We start from the raw sequence: 22,316 nt of genomic DNA on the forward strand, positions 1-22,316 counted from the left end.
TCGCGCGACGTGACCCGCCGCCGGGTCGTCGCCTGAGTCACAGTCGTGCGCCGCGGGTGGCCGCCCTTACGCGCGCTGCTCGAGCCAGTCGGCCAGCGAACGTCCGGCATCCAGGACGTGCCGTTCGGCGATCTCCCGCGCCCGCGCGGCGTCCCGGTCGGCGAACGCGTCGAGCAACTCCCGGTGATCGTCCAGCGAATGCTTTTCGTGCTCGGGGAACAGCGTGAGGAAGTTGGTCGGGACCACCCGGGCCGCCTGCCTGATCTGGGCCATCAGCCGGGGCGAGTGTGCGGCGCGGTGGATCTTCTGGTGGAAGTGCCAGTTGGCTTCGCCGATGCTGTCGTCACCGGAACGGGCTGCCACGTCGTCGGCCAGCGCGCGCAACGCGGTGAGTTCGTCCGGCTCAATGCGCTGCGCCGCCCACGCCGCCGCCTGCCCGGTCAGCACGCCGAGGATGGTGAAGCTGTCCAGCACGTCCTCGGGGCTGATACCGATCACCGTGACGCCGCTCCGTGGGGCGACCCGGACCAATCCCTCGAAGGACAGTTCCAGCAGCGCCTCGCGGACCGGGGTGCGGCTGGTGGCGAACTCTTCGGTGATGGCGTCGAGGTCCAGGCGGGAACCGGCCGGCAGGGCGCCGGTGAGGATGCGGTCCCGCAGTTCACGGGCGGCGCGCTCGCGGACCGTGCCGGCGATGTCGACAGTGGAAGCCACGGGCAAAGCATATCAAACGCAGCATTTGATATCTGAAATATCAGATGTTAGATTTCCACACCATGCGGAGCGACAAGATGGCGTTGGTGGCCTTTATGCAAGCGGGCAGCACCTCGGTCTATGCGGGGTCCTGGCGGCACCCCGCGACCGAGCACCGCTATCTCGATGCGTCCTACTACGCGAAAATCGGTCGGCAGCTCGAAGAGGGCTGCTTCGACCTGATGTTCTTCGACGACCGGCTGGCGATGCCGGGGGTGTACGGCGGCTCGGTCGCCGAGGCCGTCAGCCACGGTGCGCGCCCGGTCAAGCTGGACCTCGGGGTGATCCTGGGTGTGCTGGCCCAGGCCACGTCCCAGATCGGCCTGGGTGCGACCTACTCCACCACCTACTACGCGCCGTTTCACGTCGCACGGACCTTCGCGTCACTGGACCACCTGTCCGGGGGACGGGCCGCCTGGAACGTCGTCACCTCGGTCAACGACAGCGAGGCGCAGAACTTCGGCGTCGATGCCCACTTGGGGCACGACGAGCGCTACGACCGCGCCGACGAGTTCATGGACGTGGTGACCGGTCTCTGGGACACCTGGGAGGACGACGCCGTGCTGCACGACCGCTCGTCCGGTCGCTATGCCGACCCGGCCAAGGTGCACGAGCTGGGACACGTCGGCCGCTACTTCTCCGCGCGCGGGCCGCTGACCGTGCCGCGCCCGCCGCAGGGCCGCCCGGTCATCATCCAGGCCGGCTCGTCGGGACGCGGACGCGAATTCGCCTCGCGCTGGGCCGAATTGATCTTCACCGGCGACCCGGGCATCGACGTCGCCCGCGGCCACTATGCCGACCAGAAGGCCCGCATCGCCGACGCCGGCCGCGATCCGGGCTCGGTGCGGATCTGCCCGATGGCTTACGCCGTGGTGGGCGAGTCGGAGTCGCACGCCAAGGAGCGCGAGGCGATGTTCCTCGACGACCTGGTGCATCCGATGGCGTCGCTGACCCTGCTGTCGGAGCTGATGAATTACGACTTCGCGCAACATGATCTGGACGACCCGGTCACGGAGGAACTCATCGCCGCGTCCTCGGGCATCCGTGGCCTGGTGCAGAACCTGCGCACGCACATCGGGGGCGATACGGTGACCGTGCGCGACCTGGCGGGACATCGGGCCACCCTGTTGCAGGGGCCGCGGTTCGTCGGCACCGGTGAGCAGGTCGCCGATCAGATGGCCGAGTGGTTCCACACTGGCGCGTGCGACGGATTCGTGCTGGCTGCAACACATCTGCCGGGCGCGTTCGAGGACGTGGTGCGCATGGTGGTGCCGGAGCTGCAACGCCGCGGCCTGTTCCGCACTGCGTACGAGTCGTCGACGTTGCGGGGCCATCTCGGGCTGCAGCGCCCGGCGGTCGCCCATGCTTGACGGCCTGCGGGTACTCGACCTGGCCACCCTGGCCGCAGCCCCGCTGGTGGCCACCTATCTGGGTGAGTTCGGCGCCGAGGTGATCAAGGTCGAGCAGCCGGTGCACGGCGACCCGATCCGGTCCTGGGGCAATCAGCGTAACGGCGTCGGCCTGATGTGGAAATCGCTGTCCCGCAACAAGCTTGCGATCACACTCGACCTGCGCTGCGCCGAAGGCCAGGATTTGGTGCGCCGGCTTGTTCAGCGCGCCGATGTGGTGATCGTCAACACCCGGCCGCAGACGTTACGCACCTGGGGACTGGACTACGACGCACTCCGTGCGGTCAACGACCGGATCGTGATGCTGCACATCACGGGATACGGGTTGACCGGGCCCAAGAGCGAACGGCCGGGCTTCGGCACGCTCGGCGAGGCGATGAGCGGTTTCGCGCACATCACCGGGCAGGGCGGCGGCCCGCCGACGCTGCCGCCGTTCATGCTGGCCGACGGTGTCGCGTCGCTGAACGCCGCGTACGCGGTGATGATGGCGCTCTACCACCGTGACGTGCACGGCGGCCCTGGTCAGCTCGTCGACGTCAATCTCATTGACCCGCTTGCCCGTCTGCTCGAGCAGACGCTCCTCGGCTACGACCAGCTGGGCCTGGTGCCGCGGCGCTCGGGTAACCGGTGGGACATCTCGGCGCCGCGCAACACCTATCAAACGGCGGACGGCCGATGGCTGGCCATGTCGGGGAGCTCACCGGCGCTGGCGCTGAGGGTCTTTCAGGCGATCGGGCGCGACGACCTGGTGCGCGATGCCGACTTCTCCGACCCGCAGCGGCGGCTGGCCCGCGCCGGTGAGGTCGACGAGGTAGTAGCGAATTGGGTTGCCGCCCGGACGCTTTCCGAGGCGATGGACATCTTCGAGTCCTACGAGGTGGCCGCGGCGCCGGTCTACGACATCACCGACCTGGTCGCCGACGAGCAACTGGCGCATCGAGAGGTGTTCGTCGGCGTTGCGGACGCCGAACTCGGTGCGATGACGGTGCAGGCCCCGGTGCCCAGGTTCTCGTCGGCAGCAGGGGTGATCAGCCATCTCGGCCCGCGTCTGGGCGAGCACAACGGCCAGGTGTACGGCGAGTTGCTCGGGTTGAGCTGCAACGAAATTGACGACCTGCGCCGGCGCGGCGTGATATGAGGGAGGTCACCATGATTCTGCGCCGTTCCGAGCTGGCCGTACCGGCCGGCAGCGAGCACATGTTCGAGAAGGCCGCGAAGTGCGGGGCCGACCTGGTTTTCCTGGATCTCGAGGACGCGGTGCCCGCCGCCTTCAAGGAGGCGGCACGCACCAAAGCCATTGCTGCGCTGAATGATATCGACTGGGGATCCACCGCACGCGCGATCCGGATCAACGGACTGGATACCCGGTGGTGCCATGACGACCTGATCGAGGTGCTCAGCAAGGCGGGTACGAACCTCGACACCGTCATCATCCCCAAGGCCCGCACGGCCCGCGACGTCTGGTGGGTGGACGTCCTGCTGTCCCAACTCGAAGCGAAACTGGGGCTCGACAGGCAGATCCGCCTGGAGGTGCTCATCGAGGAAGTGGAGGGGCTCGCCAACGCCGAGGCGATCGCAGCGGCCAGCCCCCGACTGGACGCACTGATCTTCGGGGTCGGGGACTTCTCGCTGTCGCAGGGTGCCCGGGTGGACACCAACTTCGTTCCGGTAGGCGAATATCCGGGCGATTTCTGGCATTACGCGCGCAACAAAGTGATCGTCGCCGCCCGTATCGCCGGCATCGACGCCATTGACGCGCCCTATCCCGACTACGGCGATCTCAGCGGCTACCAGCGCGACGCACGTCGGGCGTCGTTGCTCGGCTACACCGGCAAGTGGGCGATTCATCCGACGCAGGTGCCGGTCGCGAACGAGGTTTATGCGCCCAGTGCCGACGAGATCGCCCGCGCCCAGCGCAATGTCGCGGCGTACCGGGAAGCCGAGGCCGGTGGCCGTGGTGCCGTCGGGGTGAACGGCGTCCTCGTCGATGCCGCACACGTGAAGATGGCGCAGCAGACCCTCGCGCGCGCCGCGTTGATTGGCCAGCACCCCGCCGCTGGATAGCCGCGCCCGCATGCGGCACACTCCACGGCAGGGAGGTGCGCCGATGGACCTGGAAGTCGCCGTCGAGTCCGGCACGGTGCGCGGCCGTCGTTTCCGCGACGTCGACCTGTGGCGCACGATCCCTTATGCGGCGCCCCCGGTGGGGCCGTTGCGCTTCAGGGCACCAGAGCCTGTTGCGGCCTGGCCGGACGTACTCGACGCGACCCGGTTCGGCTACGCCGCACACTCCCACCGCCTGAGCTCACCGTTGGGCCTGCTGAAGCGGCAGCTGCAGGACGAGGACTGTCTGACCCTCAACGTCTGCGCTCCGGTCGATCGGGGTACTACGCCCCGCCCGGTGCTGGTGTTCATCCACGGCGGGGGCTATTTCGAGGGCACCTCCGCCCTGCCCGTGCACGACCCCAAGCCGCTGGTGGCCAAGTTCGGGATCGTGCTGGTGACGATCAACTACCGGCTGGGCGGCCTGGGTTTCGTCGATTTCTCGCAGTACGCAAAGGAATTTCAGTCGAACCTCGGGCTGCGTGACCAGGTGGCCGCCCTGGGGTGGGTGCGCCGCAACATCGCCGCGTTCGGCGGCGACCCGGACAACGTCACGCTGTGGGGCCAGTCCGCCGGCGCGAGTGCCGTTCTCGCCCACCTCACCATGCCGGCCTCCCGGGGCCTGTTCCACCGGGCCATCGCGCAGAGTCCGGTACCCGATGCGGTCCGGACGCCGCAGCAGGCGGCCGACACCGCGCGCCGGTGTGTCGCGGCACTCGGTGCCGACCCGGATGGGGCCGCGCAAGTACTGCGCTCGGCGCCGGCGCCGGCGATCACCCAGGCGGCGATCCGGGTGATGCTGACGGCGGCGCGTGAGGTTCCGTGCCGGATGTCGCTGGCGCCGGTCATCGACGGCGACTTCCTGCCCGAGGATCCGACATCGGCGATCGCCGCCGGACGGGCTGAGCGGCTGCCCCTGCTGATCGGGTCGATGCGCGACGAGCTGGGTCACGCTGGCTGGGGTCCGGTGCGGCGGTTCGTCGATATCGTCCCCACCACACCGGCGCGGGTGGACCGCATGTTCGCCGCGACCGACCCCGCCGCCAAAGCCCGGGTGCTGGCTCACTACCCGGACTATCCGAGCCGGGGGGCCGTGACCCGGCTCGCCACCGACTGCTTCTTCGTGCGACCGATGATCGCGGTCGCCGAGGGACACGCCCAATTCGCGCCGACCTACCTTTACCGCATCGACTTCGCCCCCGCGGTCATGCACGTGATCGGGATGGGCGCCATCCATGCCATGGATGTGCCGTTGGTCTTCGGCTCCGACATGCCGGCTCTTCAGCTGCTCACCCTGATCGGGCGCGGTCGGTATCAGGCGATGAGCGATTGCGTGCAACGGCGCTGGATCGAGTTCGTCCGGACCGGTACGCCGGGCTGGCCGTCCTACTCCGATGACCAGGTCGCCCAGGTGTTCGACGGGCCCGTGCCGCGCCTCGTGCCCGGTTTGCACCGCAGCATGTGGGAGGCATGGCGACACTACCCGGGGCCACAGCGCGGACCGCAATTGCCCGCCGCGCATCAGGACCGGCGCTGATGGCGCAGCCGCGGGTGGCGATCCTCGACGACTACGCGAGCGTCGCGTTGCAGCTGGCGGACTGGTCGCCGGTGCAAAACCGTTCGGCTGTCACCGTTTTCGACCGGCACCTGAGCGAGGAGGAGGCTGCCGAGCAGCTGCGGCCCTTCGAGGTGCTCTGCACGCTGCGCGAGCGGATGGCGTTTCCGCGCACGCTGATCGAGCGGCTGCCGAACCTCAAGCTCATCACCATCGTCGGCCGCAGCCTGCCGAACCTGGACATGGCCGCGGCGACCGAACACGGCGTCCTGGTCGCGCAGTCGAACTTCGCCCACCCCCGATTCGCGGCCGTCCGAGATGCGACACCGGAACTGGCCTGGGGCTTGATGATTGCGACGGTCCGCCATCTGGCCGAAGAACACCGGCGCATGCGCGAGGGAGCATGGCAGACGACGACCGGGATGACCCTCAACGGCAAGACGCTGGGGCTGCTCGGCCTCGGTCGTGTCGGTCGGCGAATGGCCAAGTACGCCAGAGCCTTCGACATGAACGTGATCGCGTGGAGCCAGAACCTCACCGAGGAGGCGGCGGCAGCGGCCGGGGCGCGCCTGGTCGACAAGGCGGCCTTGTTCGCCGACTCCGATGTGGTGTCGATCCACCTGGTGCTCTCCGAACGCACGCGCGGCCTGGTCGGTGCGCCCGAACTGGACCTGATGAAGCCGAACGCCTACCTGGTCAACACCTCCCGCGGGCCGATCGTGGACGAACAGGCGCTGATCGGGGCGCTGCAGGCCGGCGGCATCGCCGGAGCCGGACTCGACGTCTTCGACACCGAGCCGCTTCCTGCCGAACACCCGCTGCGGCGACTGCCGAATGTCACCTTGTCGCCTCACCTCGGCTATGTGACCCGCGAGATGCTGGCCGCCTTCTACGCCGACACCGTCGAGGCCGTCGTCGCGTGGCTGGACGGCGCGCCGGTCAGGATCGCGAACCCCAGTACGGACTCTTGATGGCCTGAAGCGCCTCGGTGACATACCGGTCCAGCGAGTTCCCCGATTGACGTATCCACCGCTGGAAGGCGAAATCGCCTGCGGCGAAACCGAGTTGCACCAACAGGCCGGGACGGATGTCGGTGTCGGGGTCGGTGCCCATCCGCTCGGCGATCAGCTTGACCGCCCGCTCCCGGTCGGCCGGGGTGTAGAGGGTGACCTTGCTCAGCAATCCGGGCGCCACGAGCAGCGCATCGCGCCACTCTTCGCTCTCCACGTCACCGAATGACCTCGTACGGGCGATGATGGCGTTGACCAGTGCCACGTCCGGCGACTCGCTGTCCGGCCGCTGTTCGAGCAGGTTCACCACCTCGGCACCGCCATGACGGATGGGACCCAACAGCAACTCTTCCTTGGTCGGTACGTGCCGGAAGAAGGTGCGCGGCGAAACGCCTGCAGCAGTGGCGATCTCCTCCGTGGTCACCGTGTCATAGCCGCGCTCGACGAACAGCCGGAACGCTGCCCGCCTGATGTCGGCGCGGACCTGCGCGCGCTGGCGGTCGCGCAGGTTCATCGGAAGCAGCCGATTCCGCCGTCGACGTGGATGGTCTGTCCGGTGATGAACGTCGCATCGGCGCCGAGCAGGAACGCGACCAGTGCGCCCACGTCGGTGCGGACGTCGCCGATGCGCTTCATCGGGACCCGCCGCACCGCCTTGGCGTAATCGTCGGGCGCGAACTGCTTCCACAGCTTGACGCCGTCGGATTCGGCGAACGGGCAGATGACGTTGACCCGGATGTTGTCGCGTCCCCACTCCAGCGCCGCGACCTTGGACAGCCCGCGGATGCCTTCTTTGGCCGCCGCGTACCCACCCCACTTGGGTTCACCGCCGGTGCCGGTGCCCGAACCCAGGTTCACGATCGAACCACCGCCGGCGGCGGCCATCAGCGGATGCACGGCCTGCATGAGCAGGAAGCTGGCCCGCGGTCCGACCTCGTAGCCCAGAGCCAGGTCGTCGACGGTGATGTCGACGAACCTTTTGGGCTCATTGGTGGCAATCGCATTGTTGACCAATCCGTGCACGGTGCCGAACGCGTCCACCGCGGCCGCCACGATGCGCTGCGCACTGTCCGGGTCGCGCAGATCGGCGACCACCATCTCGACCGGACCCATCTCACCGAGTTCAGCGGCCGTCGCGTCCAGTTTGTCGGCGAGAATATCCGCCACCAGCACGGAAGCGCCGCGCTCGAGCAACGCGGCGGCCACACCCTTGCCGACGCCCTGGGCAGCGCCGGTCACGATCGCGACGTGCCCACGCAGCGATTCCGGATGCGAGTAGCTCGTGGTCATTGCGCCGGCCCCAGTCGCAGCGGCACCCCGCGATGCATCTCGTAGGTGCTGCGCACCCCACCCGGAAGTTCGATGAACTCCACCGTGGTCCCATCCGGATCCTTGACGAAAAACATTCGCACTCCGCCGATTTCGAACGGCTTCTGCTCGGGTGGGTAGCCGGCCTCGCTGACCCGGCGGTGCGTGTCGTCGAGATCGGTGACCGACAGCGCGAAATTGTGAATCCCGGTGACTCCCCGAGGGGCCGGCGTGGGCGACGACTTCCCCAGCGACAGCAGTTCGAGCATCAACCCGCCCAGCAGGCCACCGACGACGCGGCCCTCCTGCTTGCGCGTCGCGTGCAGCACGGCGTCGAAAGGCTCGCCGGAGATCAGGGATTCGAAGACGACCTCCATACCCAGCACGTCACGGTAGAAGGCCAGGGCGCGATCCATGTCGGTGACGCCGACGACGAGGTGGCAGAACGAGACGTCACCCACGACAGCTGTCATGCGCGGCCGGCGATCAACGGCAGGTCGAGGTAGGTCTTGATGCCGGGATCGGCGGGGACGACGTAGGGGATGGCGTTGACGCAGTGGTTGGCGGTAGCGACCACACCCGGATTGCGTTGCAGCCCTTCGGCGATCGTCTGCGGCTGCAGGCCCTTGAAAGTCAGGCTCACACTGGGATCGCCGGTGATCTCCACCTCGAACCGTTCCCCCTGATCGCCGAACTCCCACGCCGGCTCCAGGTTGTCCTCACCCATCAGCCAGTTCACGGCGGCGGTGATCACCGGCTCTCCGTCGGACAGCGCCTGCCAGCGGAACCGTCGTGCCGCCACCGTCCCGGGCGCGATGGTCATCGGCTCGTAGTCGATGTCGCCGGTCGCGACCGCAATCTCCTGGATCGTCCTGATATTGGGATCGATACGAAAACCCATGGTGTCGGCGATCATTCGCACCGACTGCTTGAAGCCCGCTTCGAGTAGTCCGGCCATCGGGCCCTGCATCGCCTCTTCGGGGGTGCCGCCGAAACCCATGATGTGGCGCACCACGTCGGGCGCGTTGTAGGTGCGGATGTCGGAGAACTCTTCGGCGCGCACGTGCGTGACCGCCGAGGACAGCGACGACACCATGAGCGGGAAACGTTCGGTGATGCCGCCCGGGTGAATGCCCGAGCCGTGCAGCGTGACCCCGGCTTCGGTCGCCGCGTCGGCGATCGCCCGGACGCGCGGGTTCGCCATGTCGGGGTAAACCCATCCGACTGGGGTGACGACGTTCTTGCCGGACCGCAGGATCGCGATGACCTCTTCGTCGTTGGGAACCAGGGGGCTGTACATCACGCAGTCGGCATCGATCGCCAGTATCTCGTCGAGACTCGTGCTGGCGGTGACGCCCAGCGGGTCGGTGCCGAGGATGCGTCCGACGTCGACCCCGTTCTTGTCGGCGCTGTGGACCCAGCACCCGGCCAGCTCCAGCTCGGGATGGTTGAGCACGCATTCGATGGCGGCCTTGCCGACACCACCGGTGGCCCACTGAATGACACGGAATTTGGTCGCGCTCCCCATCGGCACCTCCGGTTAGCAGGGTGGCAGATCATGACTTCTTGACAGTAACTGTCACCTCCTATCCCGCGAAAGCCGCCACCCGGGCACCGTGGATCTGTTAGCTTGCGTAAGCACCAGCCGTTGGGGTCGGGGGGCCACCATGTATCGAGCCACGAATCGGGCCACAGTCACCACGCTCGGAATCATCGTCGTCGGCGCGTGCCTCGGCATGCCTGCGGCCACGGCCGACAACCCGGTCTGCACGTCAACGTGGTGTTCGTTTTTGCTGCCGTCGCGCAACATCGGCTGCGAGTTGAACTATCAACGCGGCAGTGGCATCACCGACGAGGCGTACTGCCAGTCCGATGCGCCGCCCCGGTCCGTGCGCATGACTCCCACCGGGGCGTTCAAGACCTGCGACGGCGAGTCCTGCCTGGGCAATGCGGGACAGGGCACCCCGGTGCTCGGTTATGGGCAGAGTGCCGGCGTCGGCCCCTTCACCTGCCGCTCGGATACGAACGGTGTCACGTGCACGGTCGGGTCGGGCCGGGGTTTCACCCTGTCCACCGCGGGCGTCACGCCAGTGGGATAACCGGCCGTCGCGGCCAGCCCTTGTCTTGAAATGTCAAGAATTTGTCTTCTGCTGTCAAGACTTCCCGTGGCCGTGTGACGCACAGTGTGTTCCGTGGGACGGAGGAGCACACCATGGAATTGATGTCACCGATCGACGCGCTGTTCTTGTCGGCCGAATCGCGCGAACACCCGTTGCACGTCGGTGCTCTGCAGCTGTTCGAGCCACCCAAGGGGGCGGGCCGCGCCTTCGCGCGGGAAACCCACCGGGCGATGCTCGAGTCCCAGGAGATCGCGCCGCTGTTCCGCAAGCGCCCCAGCTCGTGGCACGGGGCGCTGACCAACCTCGGGTGGTCGACCGACGACGACGTCGACCTCAGCTACCACGTGCGCCGTTCCGCCCTGCCCGCCCCGGGCCGCGTCCGGGACCTGCTCGACCTCACCTCGCGGCTGCACGCCAATCTGCTTGATCGTCACCGCCCGCTGTGGGAGACGCACGTGATCGAGGGGCTGCGCGACGGACGGTTCGCGGTCTACTCCAAGATGCATCACGCCCTGGTGGACGGCGTATCCGGAGTGACGCTGATGCGGCAGTCGCTCAACACCGATGCCGACGACACAGACTTTCGCACCGCGTGGTCCCCGGCGCCGCGGCGCGCGCCCCGCGACCGGAAATCACCCGGGCTGCTGCGACAGGCCGGCTCTGCGCTGGGTTCGGTTGCGGGACTGGGCCCGTCGACTCTGCGGCTGGCGCGCGCGGCTCTGCTCGAGCAGCAACTCACGTTGCCGTTCGGGGCGCCGCGCAGCATGCTCAACGTCGCTGTCGGGGGAGCCCGCCGGTGCGCCGCGCAGTCGTGGGAGTTGGATCGGGTCAGGGAGATCAAAGACGTTGCGGGAGTGAGCCTGAACGACGTCGTGCTGGCCATGTGCGCCGGTGCGCTGCGCGGCTACCTCGACGAGTACGACGCGCTGCCGGACACGCCGCTGGTGGCGATGGTGCCGGTCAGCCTGCGAAACGAGCGAGACAATCTGGGCGGCAACATGGTTGGCGCAGTGCTGTGCAACCTGGCCACCCACCTCGATGACCCGGCCGAGCGCCTGCAGGCGATCCACACCTCGATGCGCGACAACAAGAAGGTGCTGGCGCAACTCCCGCGGGCCCAGGCGATGGCGCTGTCGCTGCTGCTGCTGAGCCCGGCCGCACTCAACACGCTGCCCGGCCTGGCCAAGGCCACGCCGCCGCCGTTCAACGTCTGCATCTCCAACGTGCCCGGGGTGCGGGAGCCGCGGTACCTCAACGGCGCCCGGCTGGTCGGCAACTACCCGATGTCGCTGACGCTCAACGGCCAGGCCCTCAACATCACGCTGACCAGCACGGCGGACAGCCTCGACTTCGGGCTGGTGGGTTGCCGCCGCAGCGTTCCGCACCTGCAGCGGCTGCTCAGTCACCTCGAGACGGCACTGAAGGAACTGCAGCGGGCGGTCGGCCTCTGAGCTGGCTGCGGTAGGACGCCGGGGCGGTGCCGAACCACCGCCTCGACGAGCGTGACAGCACGCTCTGCTCCGCATAGCCCAATTCCCGGGCGAGGTGCGACAGGCTGATGCCAGTGGTGCGCAGATAGCGGTCGGCGGTCTCCTTGCGTACCTCGTCGAGGAGTGCCGCGAAGGTGGTGCCGTGGTCGGTGAGCCTGCGCTGCAACGTCTTCGGGTGCAAGTGAAACTGGGCGGCCACCACTTCCAGGCTCGCCGCCCCGGTGGGCAACAGTTGCCGGACGATGGTGCGCACCGATTCCTCTATGCCGGCGCCCAGGGGCGTGATGCTGCTCAGGTAGTCGACGACGGCGCGGTGGGCGAGGTCGTCACGGTTCAGCGGCCGGGCCAGGTCGGCGGTGCGCACCGTGAAGCCGCCACGGCGTTCGGCGAAGTGGGGCGTGGTACCGAAATATCGGGCATAGCCCGATCTCGGCGTCAGCGGGTCATGCGGCAGATGCACCGAGACGGCGGCGAAGTCCGCTCCCATCAGGAGTCGGAACACCCCGAGTGAGACGCCCAGAGCGAGTTCCATCGTCTGCGGGCAGTCGATCGCCTCGTCGAGCCGGAACTCGAGCGCGATGAAGGACAGTTTCGGGTCCGTCAGCGGCGCGATGGAGAGGACGATCGCGGGACTGTAGGCCGCCATGAATGTGCTGAAGATGGCCAGTGCGTCAGCCACCGTTGCCGCCGTGCGCGCCGCCACCCCCACCGGACCGAGGATCTCAATGCCCTGGCCGTGAGCCAGCCGCCGGCCGAAATCGGGTGTGGCGGTGGCTTCAGCGGCCGTTTCGAGCGCCCTGATGACGGCCCGGATCGGGATGAACGCGTCGTAGTTGCCGACATCCTGTTCCCGGACGCCCGTCGATCGCAGCAGCGCGGCCGGGTCGCCACCCAGCTCCGCGACCAGCCGCGGGTAGTTCGAGAGCGCGGTCCCGCGCACCACCGACATGTCCCGAATTGTCAAAAAGATGTCCTGGTATGTCAAGACAAGGAAATGCCGACCGGCGCATGGTGGAGCCAGAATTCGTTACACGACAGGGGATTTGAGATGACAGCTACCGCCGAGACTTCGGTCGAGCAGATCGCGGCGCTGGCGGCGCGGCCGGCCGACGCCCCGGTGCTGATGGTCAATCTGCTGAAGTTCAAGGCCACGGGTGGGCTGGAGTCCTATCAGCGATACACCCGAAAGGTCGCGCCCTTGCTGGCGCGGGTCGGTGGCGTCGTGCGCTACGGCGGGAACTCGCCGACCAACGTCATCGGCGTCGGCGAAAAGCCATGGTGGGATGCCATTCTCATCGTGGAGTACCCGACTCCGCAAGCGTTCATGGACATGGTGTCGACGCCGGAGTATGCCCTCGTGCACGAACACCGCGCTGCCGGGCTGGAACGGGGCGAGCTGATAGCCACCTCCTCGTGGTCCGTGTCCACCGGGGACTAACGTCCCCGATTTTCAGAACACCTTCGCTTTGCACCGGAATCTCGGGGTGTAATAGCGGGCATGGAACTGATGATGCCCACCGACTCGATGTTTCTGTTCACCGAATCTCGGGAGCATCCGCTGCATGTAGGTGGTTTGTCGCTGTTCCAGCCGCCGGAGGGGGCGGGTCCGGAATTTGTCCGGGAGTTCTACGAGAAGTTGATCGCCAACGACGAATTTCAGCCGACGTTCCGTAAGCACCCCGCGACGATCGGCGGCGGTATCGCGCGGGTCGCCTGGGCCTATGACGACGAGGTCGACGTCGACTACCACGTCCGGCGCTCGGCCCTGCCGTCGCCGGGGCGCGTGCGTGACCTGCTCGAACTGACCTCGCGGTTGCACACCAGCCTGCTGGACCGGCACCGCCCGCTGTGGGAACTGCATGTCGTCGAGGGACTCAACGACGGGCGCTTCGCCATGTACACGAAGATGCACCACGCGCTGATCGACGGGGTCTCGGCGGTGAAGCTGATGCAGCGCACCATGTCGACCGACCCGGACGACACCGAGGTGAAGGCGATGTGGAACCTCCCGCGACCGTCCCGGCCGCCGAAGCCCCCGACCGACGGCGGCGGGTCAAACCCACTGAGCGCCTTGGTCAAGATGGCGGGATCGGTTGTGGGAGTGGCGCCTTCGACGCTGCGGCTGGCGCGCGCCGCGCTGCTCGAGCAGCAGCTGACGCTGCCGTTCGCCGCGCCGCACACCATGTTGAACGTGAAGGTCGGCGGGGCCCGGCGGTGCGCCGCCCAGTCCTATTCGCTGGACCGCATCAAGGGCGTCAAGCAGGCCGCGGGCGTGACCGTCAACGACGCCGTGCTGGCGATGTGCGCGGGCGCCCTGCGCTACTACCTGATGGACCAGGACGCGCTGCCGGACACGCCGCTGGTGGCGATGGTGCCGGTCAGCCTGCGGTCGGAAGCCGACGCCGACAGCGGTGGCAACAAGGTGGGCAGCATCCTGTGCAATCTCGCGACCAACGTCGAGGACCCGGCCGATCGGCTGGAGGTCATCGCCGAGTCGATGCGCCGCAACAAGAAGGTGCTTGCCGACTTGCCGTCGTACCAGGTGATGGCGTTGTCGGCGCTGAATATGGCGCCGCTGACGCTGGCTGGGGTGCCGGGATTCCTCTCCGCGGTGCCGCCACCGTTCAACATCGTCATCTCCAACGTGCCCGGGGTGGGCGACCCGCTGTACTACGGCGGCGCCAAGCTCGACGGAAGTTACCCGCTGTCGAACATCCCGGACGGTCAGGCGCTGAACATCACCCTGGTCAACAACGGCGGCAACCTCGACTTCGGTCTGGTCGGCTGCCGTCGCAGCGTGCCGCACCTGCAGCGGTTGCTCGCGCACCTGGAGACCTCACTGAAAGATCTGGAGCAGGCCGTAGGGGTCTAACCGGTGCCCAAGCTGAGTGCCGGACTGTTGCTGTACCGGGAGCGAGCCGGTGTGGTCGAGGTGCTGATCGCGCATCCGGGCGGGCCGTTCTGGGCGCGCAAGGACGACGGCGCCTGGTCGATCCCGAAAGGCGAGTACGGCGCGGGCGACGATCCGTGGGTGGCGGCGCAGCGTGAGTTCGCCGAGGAATTGGGTTTGGCGGTGCCCGCCGGCCCGCGCCTGGACTTCGGACCGGTCAAGCAACCCAGCGGCAAGGTGGTGACGGCCTTCGCGGTCCGGGCCGATCTCGACGTCACAGATGCGCGCAGCAACACCTTCGAGATGGAGTGGCCACGCGGCTCGGGCAGGATGCGAGAGTTTCCCGAGGTGGACCGCGTCGGCTGGTTTTCGGTGGCGCAGGCGCGCGACAAATTGCTCAAGGGCCAGCGGGTCGTCCTGGATCGGCTGATGTCACACCCGAGCCTGGAGGGCTTGTCGGAGGGGTGCTGACCACCACCGACCGCTGTGCCATTTCTGGATGAAGGTATGGCATTGAGGTGCGGCAGTCGAGAAAATTTGCGGCACCGTCACTGCCGGGACGTGCGGTGCGGATGGACCACGGAGAATTCGCAATTTCCGAGGTCAATCGGATGGCATCGCCTTGCCGGCGCCCGAACTTCGAATTCGCTGCGGCTTTCCGCCGGTGGGGAAATGCCGATGTCGGTGCGTGGTGGGACGGAGCCCGGGGTTTTCCACGACATAATTCACGGGTAAGTACGTGCTGGTTCCGTTACCGTGCCCATAAGCCTTGTCGCCGCGGTTATTTTTCGAAATCCTGATATTGCTCAGGTCAATTTCAGCGAACTCACTAGTGGTCATTTCGGAGCGGATTTCTCGCGGCCGAAATAGGAACGCCGATGGCAGCCGACGCGTCGATGGTTGCTGCCCCGCTGCGGACAAACGCAGGCCGGACAACGGATTCCGCCGCGGCAGCCGATCCGAGAAACACAACTCGCGATTTCGGGGCACACTGCACACCCACACTGTGCAGATTGCACAGTGCGACATGGGTTCACGGAGTTTTTCGCACATCGCTGCGCAAGAGGGTTCGTATGCCTGTATAAAAGTGCCCGGTGGCGTGATGAATGTTTGAGCCGCGACAGAATGCAGCTGTCTTTCAGGGGACAACTGCCGATTCTGTATAGCTGCTGGGATTCGTTACCCATGCAATGCCGCAACCCCGTCCGCCCCGACTTGAATACATAATTTTTGGAGTTCACGTGTCTTCCTACCTCGTCGCAGTTCCCGGAGCTCTTGCCGCAGCATCGACGGATTTATCTGCCATCGGCCTGGCGATCAGATCGGCCACCGCATGGGCGGCCCCGTCGACGACCGCGATAGCCGCGGCGGCCCAGGACGAGGTGTCGGCGGCGATCGCGCGCCTGTTCGGCGGTTTCGGCGAGGAGTTCCAGTCCATCACCGCACAGACGGCGAAGGTTCACGAGCGCATGGTGTGGGCGCTCGCCGAGGGCGAGGCGGCCTACGCGCGCGCTGAGGCAACCAACGCATCGCCGCTGCAACCCTTCTTGAACGACGTGATGGGTGTGGTGAACGCGCCGACGCAGTTCCTGCTCGGGCGGCCGATATCCGGCGATGGCGCGAACGGGGTGGACGGGACGGGGCAGAACGGTGGTGATGGCGGGATCCTGTTCGGTAACGGCGGCCGAGGTGGTTCGGGTGCGCCTGGGCAGGCGGGCGGCAACGGGGGAGCGGCCGGCAGTCTGACGGGTAACGGCGGCAATGGTGGTGCCGGCGGTGATGCGATAACCCCGGGTGGGCGCGGCGGCAACGGCGGCAACGGCGGTGCGGGCTCGGAGCAGGGGGTCGCGGGCAATGGTGGAGCCGGTGGGGCCGGTGCTGCAGGCGCGCCTGGCCAGGCCGGGGGCGCCGGTGGCAACGGCGGCGCCGGTGGCATCGACAACGACATCATCAATGGTCAGGGCGGAGTTGGCGGCGCGGGTGGCAAGGGTGGCGCAGGCGGAGTGGGCACATCCGGCGGCGCGGGTGTGGTCGGCGGGCCAGGTGCGGCCGGCGGGGCCGGTGGGCTCGGCGGCGCCGGAGGCAGTGGTGCGAGCACCTTCGGTGGGATCAACGGCAACGGTGGCGTAGGTGGTGACGGCGGTACCGGCGGTGCTGGCGGCAGCGGCGGCGCCGGGGTCAATGCGGTTGGTGCGGCCGGCGGCACCGGAGGTGTCGGGGGTAACGCCGGAGCCGGCGGCGCCGCGGGTGCAGGCGGTAGCGGGGGTGTCGCGGGCGGCTATGGCCACGGCGGTACCGGCGGTGTCGGCGGTGACGGCGGAGCCGGTGCTGCCGGGGCTGCCGGAGTGGCCGGCTTTGCCGGTGGCAGTGGCGGTGACGGCGGGGCCGGTGGTGGCGCTGGTGCCGGTGGGGTTGCGGGTCATGGTGGCGCCGGCGGTACCGGTGGCGCGGGCGGTAACGCCGGCGCCGATACCGGTGTGGGCGGTGTCGCGGCGCCCGTCGGTGGCGCCGGCGGTTCCGGGGGTAACGGCGGGCACACCGGCAGCGGTGGTGCCGCGGGCAACGGTGGTGCCGGTGGACAAGGTGGTGCCGGCGGTAACGGCGCCAACGGGGCCAACGGCACCGGCAGTCTGGCCGGCGACAGCGGTGGCGGCGGTGGGGCCGGCGGGGTCGGCGGTCGAGGTGGCGATTCCGGGCCCGGCGGGGTCAACGGTGCTGCCGGCGGTGGCGGTAAAGGCGGCGACGCGGGCAACGGCGGCAATGGCACCACCGGTGGCGGTGGCGGGGCCGGCGGTAAGGGTGGCGACGGCGGGGCGGCCGGCACCTCCGGCAGCGGCGGGGTGGCGAGCGCCGGCGGCGGGGCGGGCGGCAACGGTGGGGCGGGCGGCAACGGCGGCGCGGCTGCGGCTAATTCGAGCTACGCCGGCGGCGCGGGTGGTAACGGCGGGGTTGGCGGCGCCGGTGGATTCGGCGACAACGCCGCAACCGCCGGCTCGGGTGGGCGGGGCGGTAATGGTGGTGCCGGCGGCACGTGGACGCAGAGCGCGTCGCCGCAAGCCGCCGCTAACGGCGGCGCCGGCGGGGCCGCCGGTAGTGGCGGGGCCGGCGGTGCCAGCACCGGAGGAATTTCGAAGAACAATGCTGGGGCCGGCGGCGCCGGCGGCACGGGTGGCGCTGGTGGCGCTGGCACTCCCTTCTCTACCGCCAAGCTCCCAGATTTGATTCCGGCGGGTAATGGTGGCGCTGGTGGTGCGGGTGGCAACGGTGGCGCGGGCGGGACGGCCGGCACCGGTGGCACGGCCGGCGCCGGCGGCAATGCCGGGGCCGGCGGCACTGGTGGTGCCGGCGGCGACTCCACCTTCGGCGGCCCGGGCTTTGCCGGTGGCACCGGCGGCCAGGGCGGCCAGGGCGGCACCGGCGGCAGCGGCGGCGCGGCCTTCAGCCAACCGGGCAATGTCGGCGGTAACGCGGGCAACGGAGGTGCGGGCGGCCGGGCAGGCGACGGCGGCGCCAATGGCGGCAGCGGAGGCAACGGCGGCGGCGGAGGCGACGCAGGTAAGGCCGGCGCCGGGGGGGCCATCGGCAAGGCCGGAATCGGCGGCGACGGAGGTGCCGGTGGGGACGGCAGCGACGGCATCAAGGGCGCCGAGGCGAATCCGGGCATCGCCGGCGGCAAGGGCGGGACGGGTGGCGCCGGAGGTAACGCGCCCGGCACCGGTGGCGTCGGTGGCAGCGGCGGCGCGGGCGGCAGCGGAGGCAATGGCGGTGACGGCGGCAAAGATGCCATTGCCGCCTCGGGCTACGCACCGGCCGGTGGCGCGGGCGGCAGCGGAGGCAACGGCGGCAATGCCGGTACCGGCACCACCGCCGGCAACGGGGGCGTCGGCGGGTCGGGCGGTAGCGGCGGCCATGGCTCCGACGGACTTGCTTACCAAACGTCAGGTTCCTCGACCTGGGTCAACAGCGGCGGTGACGGCGGTGCGGGCGGCACCGGTGGCAACGGTGGAAACTCCGGTGTCGGCGGCACCAACGGCGCCAGCGGGGCCGGCGGGAACGGCGGTGACGCGGGGAATGGGGGCGACGGCGCCAGGGGTCCCGCACGTGGCCCCGGTGACGGAGGCAACGGCGGTGCCGGCGGCGCCGCGGGCAAAGCCGGGACCGGCGGAGCGATCAGCGCCGCCGGTGGTGCCGGCGGTAACGGTGGTGCCGGCGGTAACGGTGGTGCCGGCGGTGTGTTCGGAGCCGAGCGCAATGGTGGCGCGGGCGGTAACGGTGGTGCCGGGGGGAACGCGGGCGTCGGAGACGGAGCCGAGACAGCCGGCTCCGGCGGCAACGGCGGCAACGGCGGCAACGGTGCCAACGACAACGGCGGACGGGCCGGCGCCGGTGGTGCCGGAGGGGTCGGTGGCGCGGGCGGAAACAGCACCGGCGGCCTCACCACGAACACCGCCGGGTCCGGCGGTGACGGTGGCCTCGGCGGTAACGGTGGAAACGGCACTCTCGCCGCTGGCGCCGGCGCTGGTGGCGCTGGTGGCGCCGGGGGCGATGCCTCAGGTCCCGGCGGTATCGGTGGCAACGCGGGAGACGGCGGCGCCGGCGGTAATGGCGGCAACGGCCTGAGCGGCTCGGGCGGTGGTAACGGCGGAAACGGCGGCGATGCCGGCAAGGTCGGTACCGGCACCACCACTAACGGCAATGGCGCCTACGGCGGCAATGGCGGCAATGGCGGCGATGGCTCCAACGGGCCCGACGGCGACATCGGCGTCAATGGTGCGAACGGTGGCTCCGGTGGCAATGGCGGCAACGGCGGCAACGCGACCGGCAAGGGCAGCGTCGGCGGCGACGCCGGTAATGGCGGTAACGCCGGTAACGGTGGCAATGGGGGCGCCAGCAACGGTGCGGCGAACGCACCGGACGGTGGCAGAGGCGGTAACGGTGGCAACGCCGGCAGCGCCGGTACCGGCGCCACCGCGGGTTACGGCGGTATTGGTGGCAACGGTGGTAACGGTGGTAACGGCGCCAACGGCATCGATGGCACCATCGGCAACCCGGGGGTCAACGGCGGCAACGGCGGAATCGGCGGTGATGGCGGGACCGCGAGCGGAAACTTCGCCGCCGGCGGTAACGGCGGCACCGGCGGCAACGGTGGCAACGCCGGTGCCGGCGGCGCGGGCGCAGTTGGTGGCGGCGGTGGTGACGGCGGGCGTGGTGGCTCCGGAGGCTTCACCTACGGCGCCGACAGTCAGGCCGGCAACGCCGGCAACGGTGGCAACGGCGGCAACGGCGGTCAAGCGGGACCCAGCACCACCACCGACGTGCCGAATGGCGGCCAAGGCGGCGCCGGCGGTCAAACCGGCGCGGCGGGGTCCGGCAATGGCATAGGTGCCAAAGACGGCAAAGCCGCTATCGGAGGTAACGGCGGCAGCGGCGGCGACGGCGCCGACGCCCAGGCGGCACCATCCGACACCAGAGGGTTGAACGGTGGTCGCGGCGGCACCGGTGGCAGCGGCGGCGCAGCCCTGGGCAAGGGCGGTGTCGGGGGTAACGCAGGCGACGGCGGGAACGGTGGTCGCGGCGGGGATGGCGGGGCGAGCACCCCGGCCGGCTCGTCCACCGCCGCCGCTGCTGGCGGTGACGGTGGTCGGGGCGGGGATGCCGGCCAGGCGGGCAGCGGTGACATCGCGGGTAGTGGGGGCGCAGGCGGCGACGGCGGTGCCGGTGGTACCGGCGCGTCCGGCCGCACCGGCGGTATTGGAGCCAACGGCGTGAAAGGCGGTGCCGGCGGCGTCGGCGGGAACGGTGGCAACGCCACCGGCGCCAACAGCGTGGGCCGCACCGCAGGCGCCGGCGGCGACGGCGGTGACGGCGGCCGCGGTGGGGCCCCCGGTGTTTCCGCCACTGAGGCACCCAACGGCGGCAATGGGGGCGTCGGCGGCAACGCCGGGAAGGCCGGCACCGGGTCGAAGGCGGGCAGCGGCTCGATCGGCGGCGACGGCGGTAACGGCGGCGACGGCACCAACGGCAGCGACGGCGGCGCCGGCAAGGCGGGTATGGCCGGTGGCACCGGCGGTGACGGCGGCAACGGCGGTGGCTCCACCGACAACGACGGCAAGGGCGGCAACGCCGGCAACGGCGGCAACGGCGGCAGGGGCGGGAACGGCGGCACCGACACCGGGACGGGTGGCACCAACGCGCCCAACGGTGGACGAGGTGGCAACGGTGGTGACGCCGGCTACTACGGGACCGGTTTCGGTGGAAGCGGGAACGGCGGCACCGCCGGGAACGGTGGCGCCGGCGGTAACGGCTCGAACGGCAGCGCAGGCAACCCCGGCAACGCCGGCGACAACGGCGGCAACGGCGGGGCCGGAGGCAACGGCGGGGTCAGCTACGGCAAACTCGGTGTCGCCGGGGCCGGCGGGGCCGGCGGTAACGCCGGTAATGGTGGCGACGGTGGCACCGATGTTGGGATCGGCAACGTGACCGCACCTAACGGTGGCAACGGTGGCGTCGGCGGCAACGGCGGTAGGGGCGGCACGGGCAGTGGCCAAGCCGCCAGTGGCGCCGGTGGCGCCGGTGGTGCCGGCGGTGCCGGTGGCAACGGTGCCGACGGCAATGACGCCACCTTCAGTGCAGCCGGTGACGCAGGGGGTCGCGGGGGAGCCGGAGGGGCCGGCGGCAATGGTGGCAACGCAGTCGGTAAGGCAACCGCCGGGGCAAGCGGGGCCGGCGGCGCCGGCGGTAGCGGCGGCGACGGCGGCAACGGCTTCGGAACCGCAGGCTACGGCGGGGCGGGCGGCAACGCCGGTAACGGTGGCAACGCCGGGAACGCCGGCACCGGAGGCCTGGTCAGCCCTGTCGGCGGCGCGGGCGGCGCGGGTGGCAGCGGCGGCAACGGAGGCAACGCTGCCGACAACAACATCAGCGGGGCCGGGCTGACCGGCGGTGTCGGCGGCAACGGCGGCAACGGTGGCAGCGGCGGAGTCGGTGATGAGGTGGAGATCGGCGGCGCCGGCGGTGACGGCGGAAAGGGCGGCAACGGCGGCAACCTGAACACCCCGTTCAGCACCTCTCCCGCCGGCGGCAAAGGCGGGGGTGGCGGTAACGGCGGCGCCGGTGGCAGCAGCACCGGCGGCACGGTGAGCAACACGGGCGGCGCAGGCGGCCGCGGCGGTGAAGGCGGTATCGGCGGCACCGGTGCCCCGGGTTCAACCGGCGGCTTCGTGCCTGGCGTGGGCGGTGCCGGCGGCGGCGGCGGCAATGGCGGTGTGGGTGGTGCGGCCGCCAACGCCGGAGCCGTCGGCGGCATCGGCGGCAACGCCGGTGACGGCGGTGACGGGGGCGACGGCGGCAACGCCGCACTCGGTTCCGGCAGCGCTGGCGCGGCGGGAGGCAAGGGTGGCGCCGGCGGCCAAGGCGGTGACGGCGGCGACGCGACCGGAGGCACCGGAGGCTCCGGCGGCAGCGGTGGTGGCAGTGGCGATGGTGGACACGGCGGCAGCGGTGCCGACGGTGGCGCTGGTAGCACCGGGCAACCCTCCAACCCCGGCACCAACGGCACCGCACCCGTCGGTGCTACCGGTGGCAGCGGTGGCGCAGGTGGCGCAGGTGCCGACGGAGGTAAGGGCGGAAACTAGGCTTCACCGCTCGAATTGCCCTGGAGCGCAACAGGATTAGGGAC

The 22,316-nt window shown here is 69.7% G+C and carries 17 protein-coding genes; 11 read left to right on the forward strand and 6 right to left on the reverse strand.

The genetic code is table 11. From position 1 onward, the window contains the following. Positions 1-66 precede the first annotated feature (66 nt). On the reverse strand, positions 67-714 hold the full coding sequence (locus QXK92_RS26915) for a GntR family transcriptional regulator (RefSeq protein ID WP_306246898.1): 648 nt from the start codon (positions 712-714) through the stop codon (positions 67-69). Positions 715-776: 62 nt separating this feature from the next. On the opposite strand from QXK92_RS26915, the gene QXK92_RS26920 reads away from it, so the two are divergent. From QXK92_RS26920 to QXK92_RS26940, 5 genes are read left to right on the forward strand one after another with little or no spacing between them, the layout of a single operon-like run. Continuing rightward, the gene (locus tag QXK92_RS26920) at positions 777-2,123 is read left to right on the forward strand and encodes an LLM class flavin-dependent oxidoreductase (RefSeq protein WP_306246900.1); all 1,347 of its coding nucleotides are present in this window, start codon (positions 777-779) and stop codon (positions 2,121-2,123) included. Then, on the forward strand, positions 2,116-3,300 hold the full coding sequence (locus QXK92_RS26925; protein WP_306246902.1) for a CaiB/BaiF CoA-transferase family protein: 1,185 nt from the start codon (positions 2,116-2,118) through the stop codon (positions 3,298-3,300). Before QXK92_RS26920 ends, QXK92_RS26925 begins: the two co-directional genes overlap by 8 nt. Further along, on the forward strand, positions 3,297-4,226 hold the full coding sequence (locus QXK92_RS26930; protein WP_306246904.1) for a CoA ester lyase: 930 nt from the start codon (positions 3,297-3,299) through the stop codon (positions 4,224-4,226). The genes QXK92_RS26925 and QXK92_RS26930 overlap by 4 nt, the downstream gene beginning before the upstream one ends. 43 nt (positions 4,227-4,269) lie before the next feature. Beyond that, a complete protein-coding gene (locus tag QXK92_RS26935; protein ID WP_306246906.1) occupies positions 4,270-5,802 on the forward strand; it encodes a carboxylesterase/lipase family protein in 1,533 nt (510 codons plus the stop codon). Further along, entirely contained in the window at positions 5,802-6,791 is a 990-nt protein-coding gene (locus tag QXK92_RS26940) for a D-2-hydroxyacid dehydrogenase family protein (protein WP_306246908.1), read from the forward strand. Before QXK92_RS26935 ends, QXK92_RS26940 begins: the two co-directional genes overlap by 1 nt. Here the strand turns inward: QXK92_RS26940 and QXK92_RS26945 are convergent. The 4 genes from QXK92_RS26945 to QXK92_RS26960 are packed head-to-tail and all read right to left on the reverse strand — an operon-like array spanning position 6,760 to position 9,666. Continuing rightward, entirely contained in the window at positions 6,760-7,353 is a 594-nt protein-coding gene (locus QXK92_RS26945) for a TetR/AcrR family transcriptional regulator (protein ID WP_306247950.1), read from the reverse strand. The genes QXK92_RS26940 and QXK92_RS26945 overlap by 32 nt on opposite strands. Continuing rightward, complete coding sequence (locus QXK92_RS26950; protein ID WP_306246909.1) at positions 7,341-8,120, reverse strand: SDR family NAD(P)-dependent oxidoreductase; 780 nt, start codon at positions 8,118-8,120, stop codon at positions 7,341-7,343. The genes QXK92_RS26945 and QXK92_RS26950 overlap by 13 nt, the downstream gene beginning before the upstream one ends. Continuing rightward, positions 8,117-8,611 (reverse strand): VOC family protein, encoded by a 495-nt coding sequence (locus tag QXK92_RS26955; RefSeq protein WP_306246911.1) that lies wholly within the window; start codon positions 8,609-8,611, stop codon positions 8,117-8,119. The genes QXK92_RS26950 and QXK92_RS26955 overlap by 4 nt, the downstream gene beginning before the upstream one ends. Next, a complete protein-coding gene (locus QXK92_RS26960) occupies positions 8,608-9,666 on the reverse strand; it encodes a dihydrodipicolinate reductase (RefSeq protein ID WP_306246913.1) in 1,059 nt (352 codons plus the stop codon). Before QXK92_RS26960 ends, QXK92_RS26955 begins: the two co-directional genes overlap by 4 nt. Positions 9,667-9,805: 139 nt before the next feature. Here QXK92_RS26960 and QXK92_RS26965 point away from each other — a divergent pair, with 139 nt between their 5' ends. After that, on the forward strand, positions 9,806-10,237 hold the full coding sequence (locus QXK92_RS26965) for a hypothetical protein (protein WP_306246915.1): 432 nt from the start codon (positions 9,806-9,808) through the stop codon (positions 10,235-10,237). Between the two features lie 122 nt (positions 10,238-10,359). Then, a complete protein-coding gene (locus QXK92_RS26970; RefSeq protein ID WP_306247952.1) occupies positions 10,360-11,709 on the forward strand; it encodes a wax ester/triacylglycerol synthase family O-acyltransferase in 1,350 nt (449 codons plus the stop codon). Here the strand turns inward: QXK92_RS26970 and QXK92_RS26975 are convergent. Next, positions 11,657-12,697 carry an AraC family transcriptional regulator gene (locus QXK92_RS26975; protein WP_306246917.1) on the reverse strand — a complete coding sequence of 347 codons (1,041 nt, stop codon included), beginning with the start codon at positions 12,695-12,697 and terminating at the stop codon, positions 11,657-11,659. The genes QXK92_RS26970 and QXK92_RS26975 overlap by 53 nt on opposite strands. Positions 12,698-12,796: 99 nt before the next feature. Here QXK92_RS26975 and QXK92_RS26980 point away from each other — a divergent pair, with 99 nt between their 5' ends. The 4 genes from QXK92_RS26980 (at position 12,797) to QXK92_RS26995 (ending at position 22,272) form a co-directional block, all read left to right on the forward strand. Next, a complete protein-coding gene (locus tag QXK92_RS26980; RefSeq protein WP_306246919.1) occupies positions 12,797-13,186 on the forward strand; it encodes a DUF1330 domain-containing protein in 390 nt (129 codons plus the stop codon). Between the two features lie 60 nt (positions 13,187-13,246). Beyond that, positions 13,247-14,620, forward strand: a complete 1,374-nt coding sequence (locus QXK92_RS26985; protein ID WP_306246920.1) for a wax ester/triacylglycerol synthase family O-acyltransferase — start codon at positions 13,247-13,249, stop codon at positions 14,618-14,620. Between the two features lie 3 nt (positions 14,621-14,623). Continuing rightward, positions 14,624-15,109 (forward strand): NUDIX domain-containing protein, encoded by a 486-nt coding sequence (locus QXK92_RS26990; RefSeq protein WP_306246922.1) that lies wholly within the window; start codon positions 14,624-14,626, stop codon positions 15,107-15,109. Between the two features lie 770 nt (positions 15,110-15,879). Beyond that, positions 15,880-22,272 (forward strand): PE family protein, encoded by a 6,393-nt coding sequence (locus QXK92_RS26995; protein ID WP_306246924.1) that lies wholly within the window; start codon positions 15,880-15,882, stop codon positions 22,270-22,272. Positions 22,273-22,316: the final 44 nt, after the last annotated feature.

It is taken from the genome of Mycobacterium sp. TY815 (genome assembly GCF_030755135.1).
Classification (GTDB): Bacteria; Actinomycetota; Actinomycetes; order Mycobacteriales; family Mycobacteriaceae; genus Mycobacterium.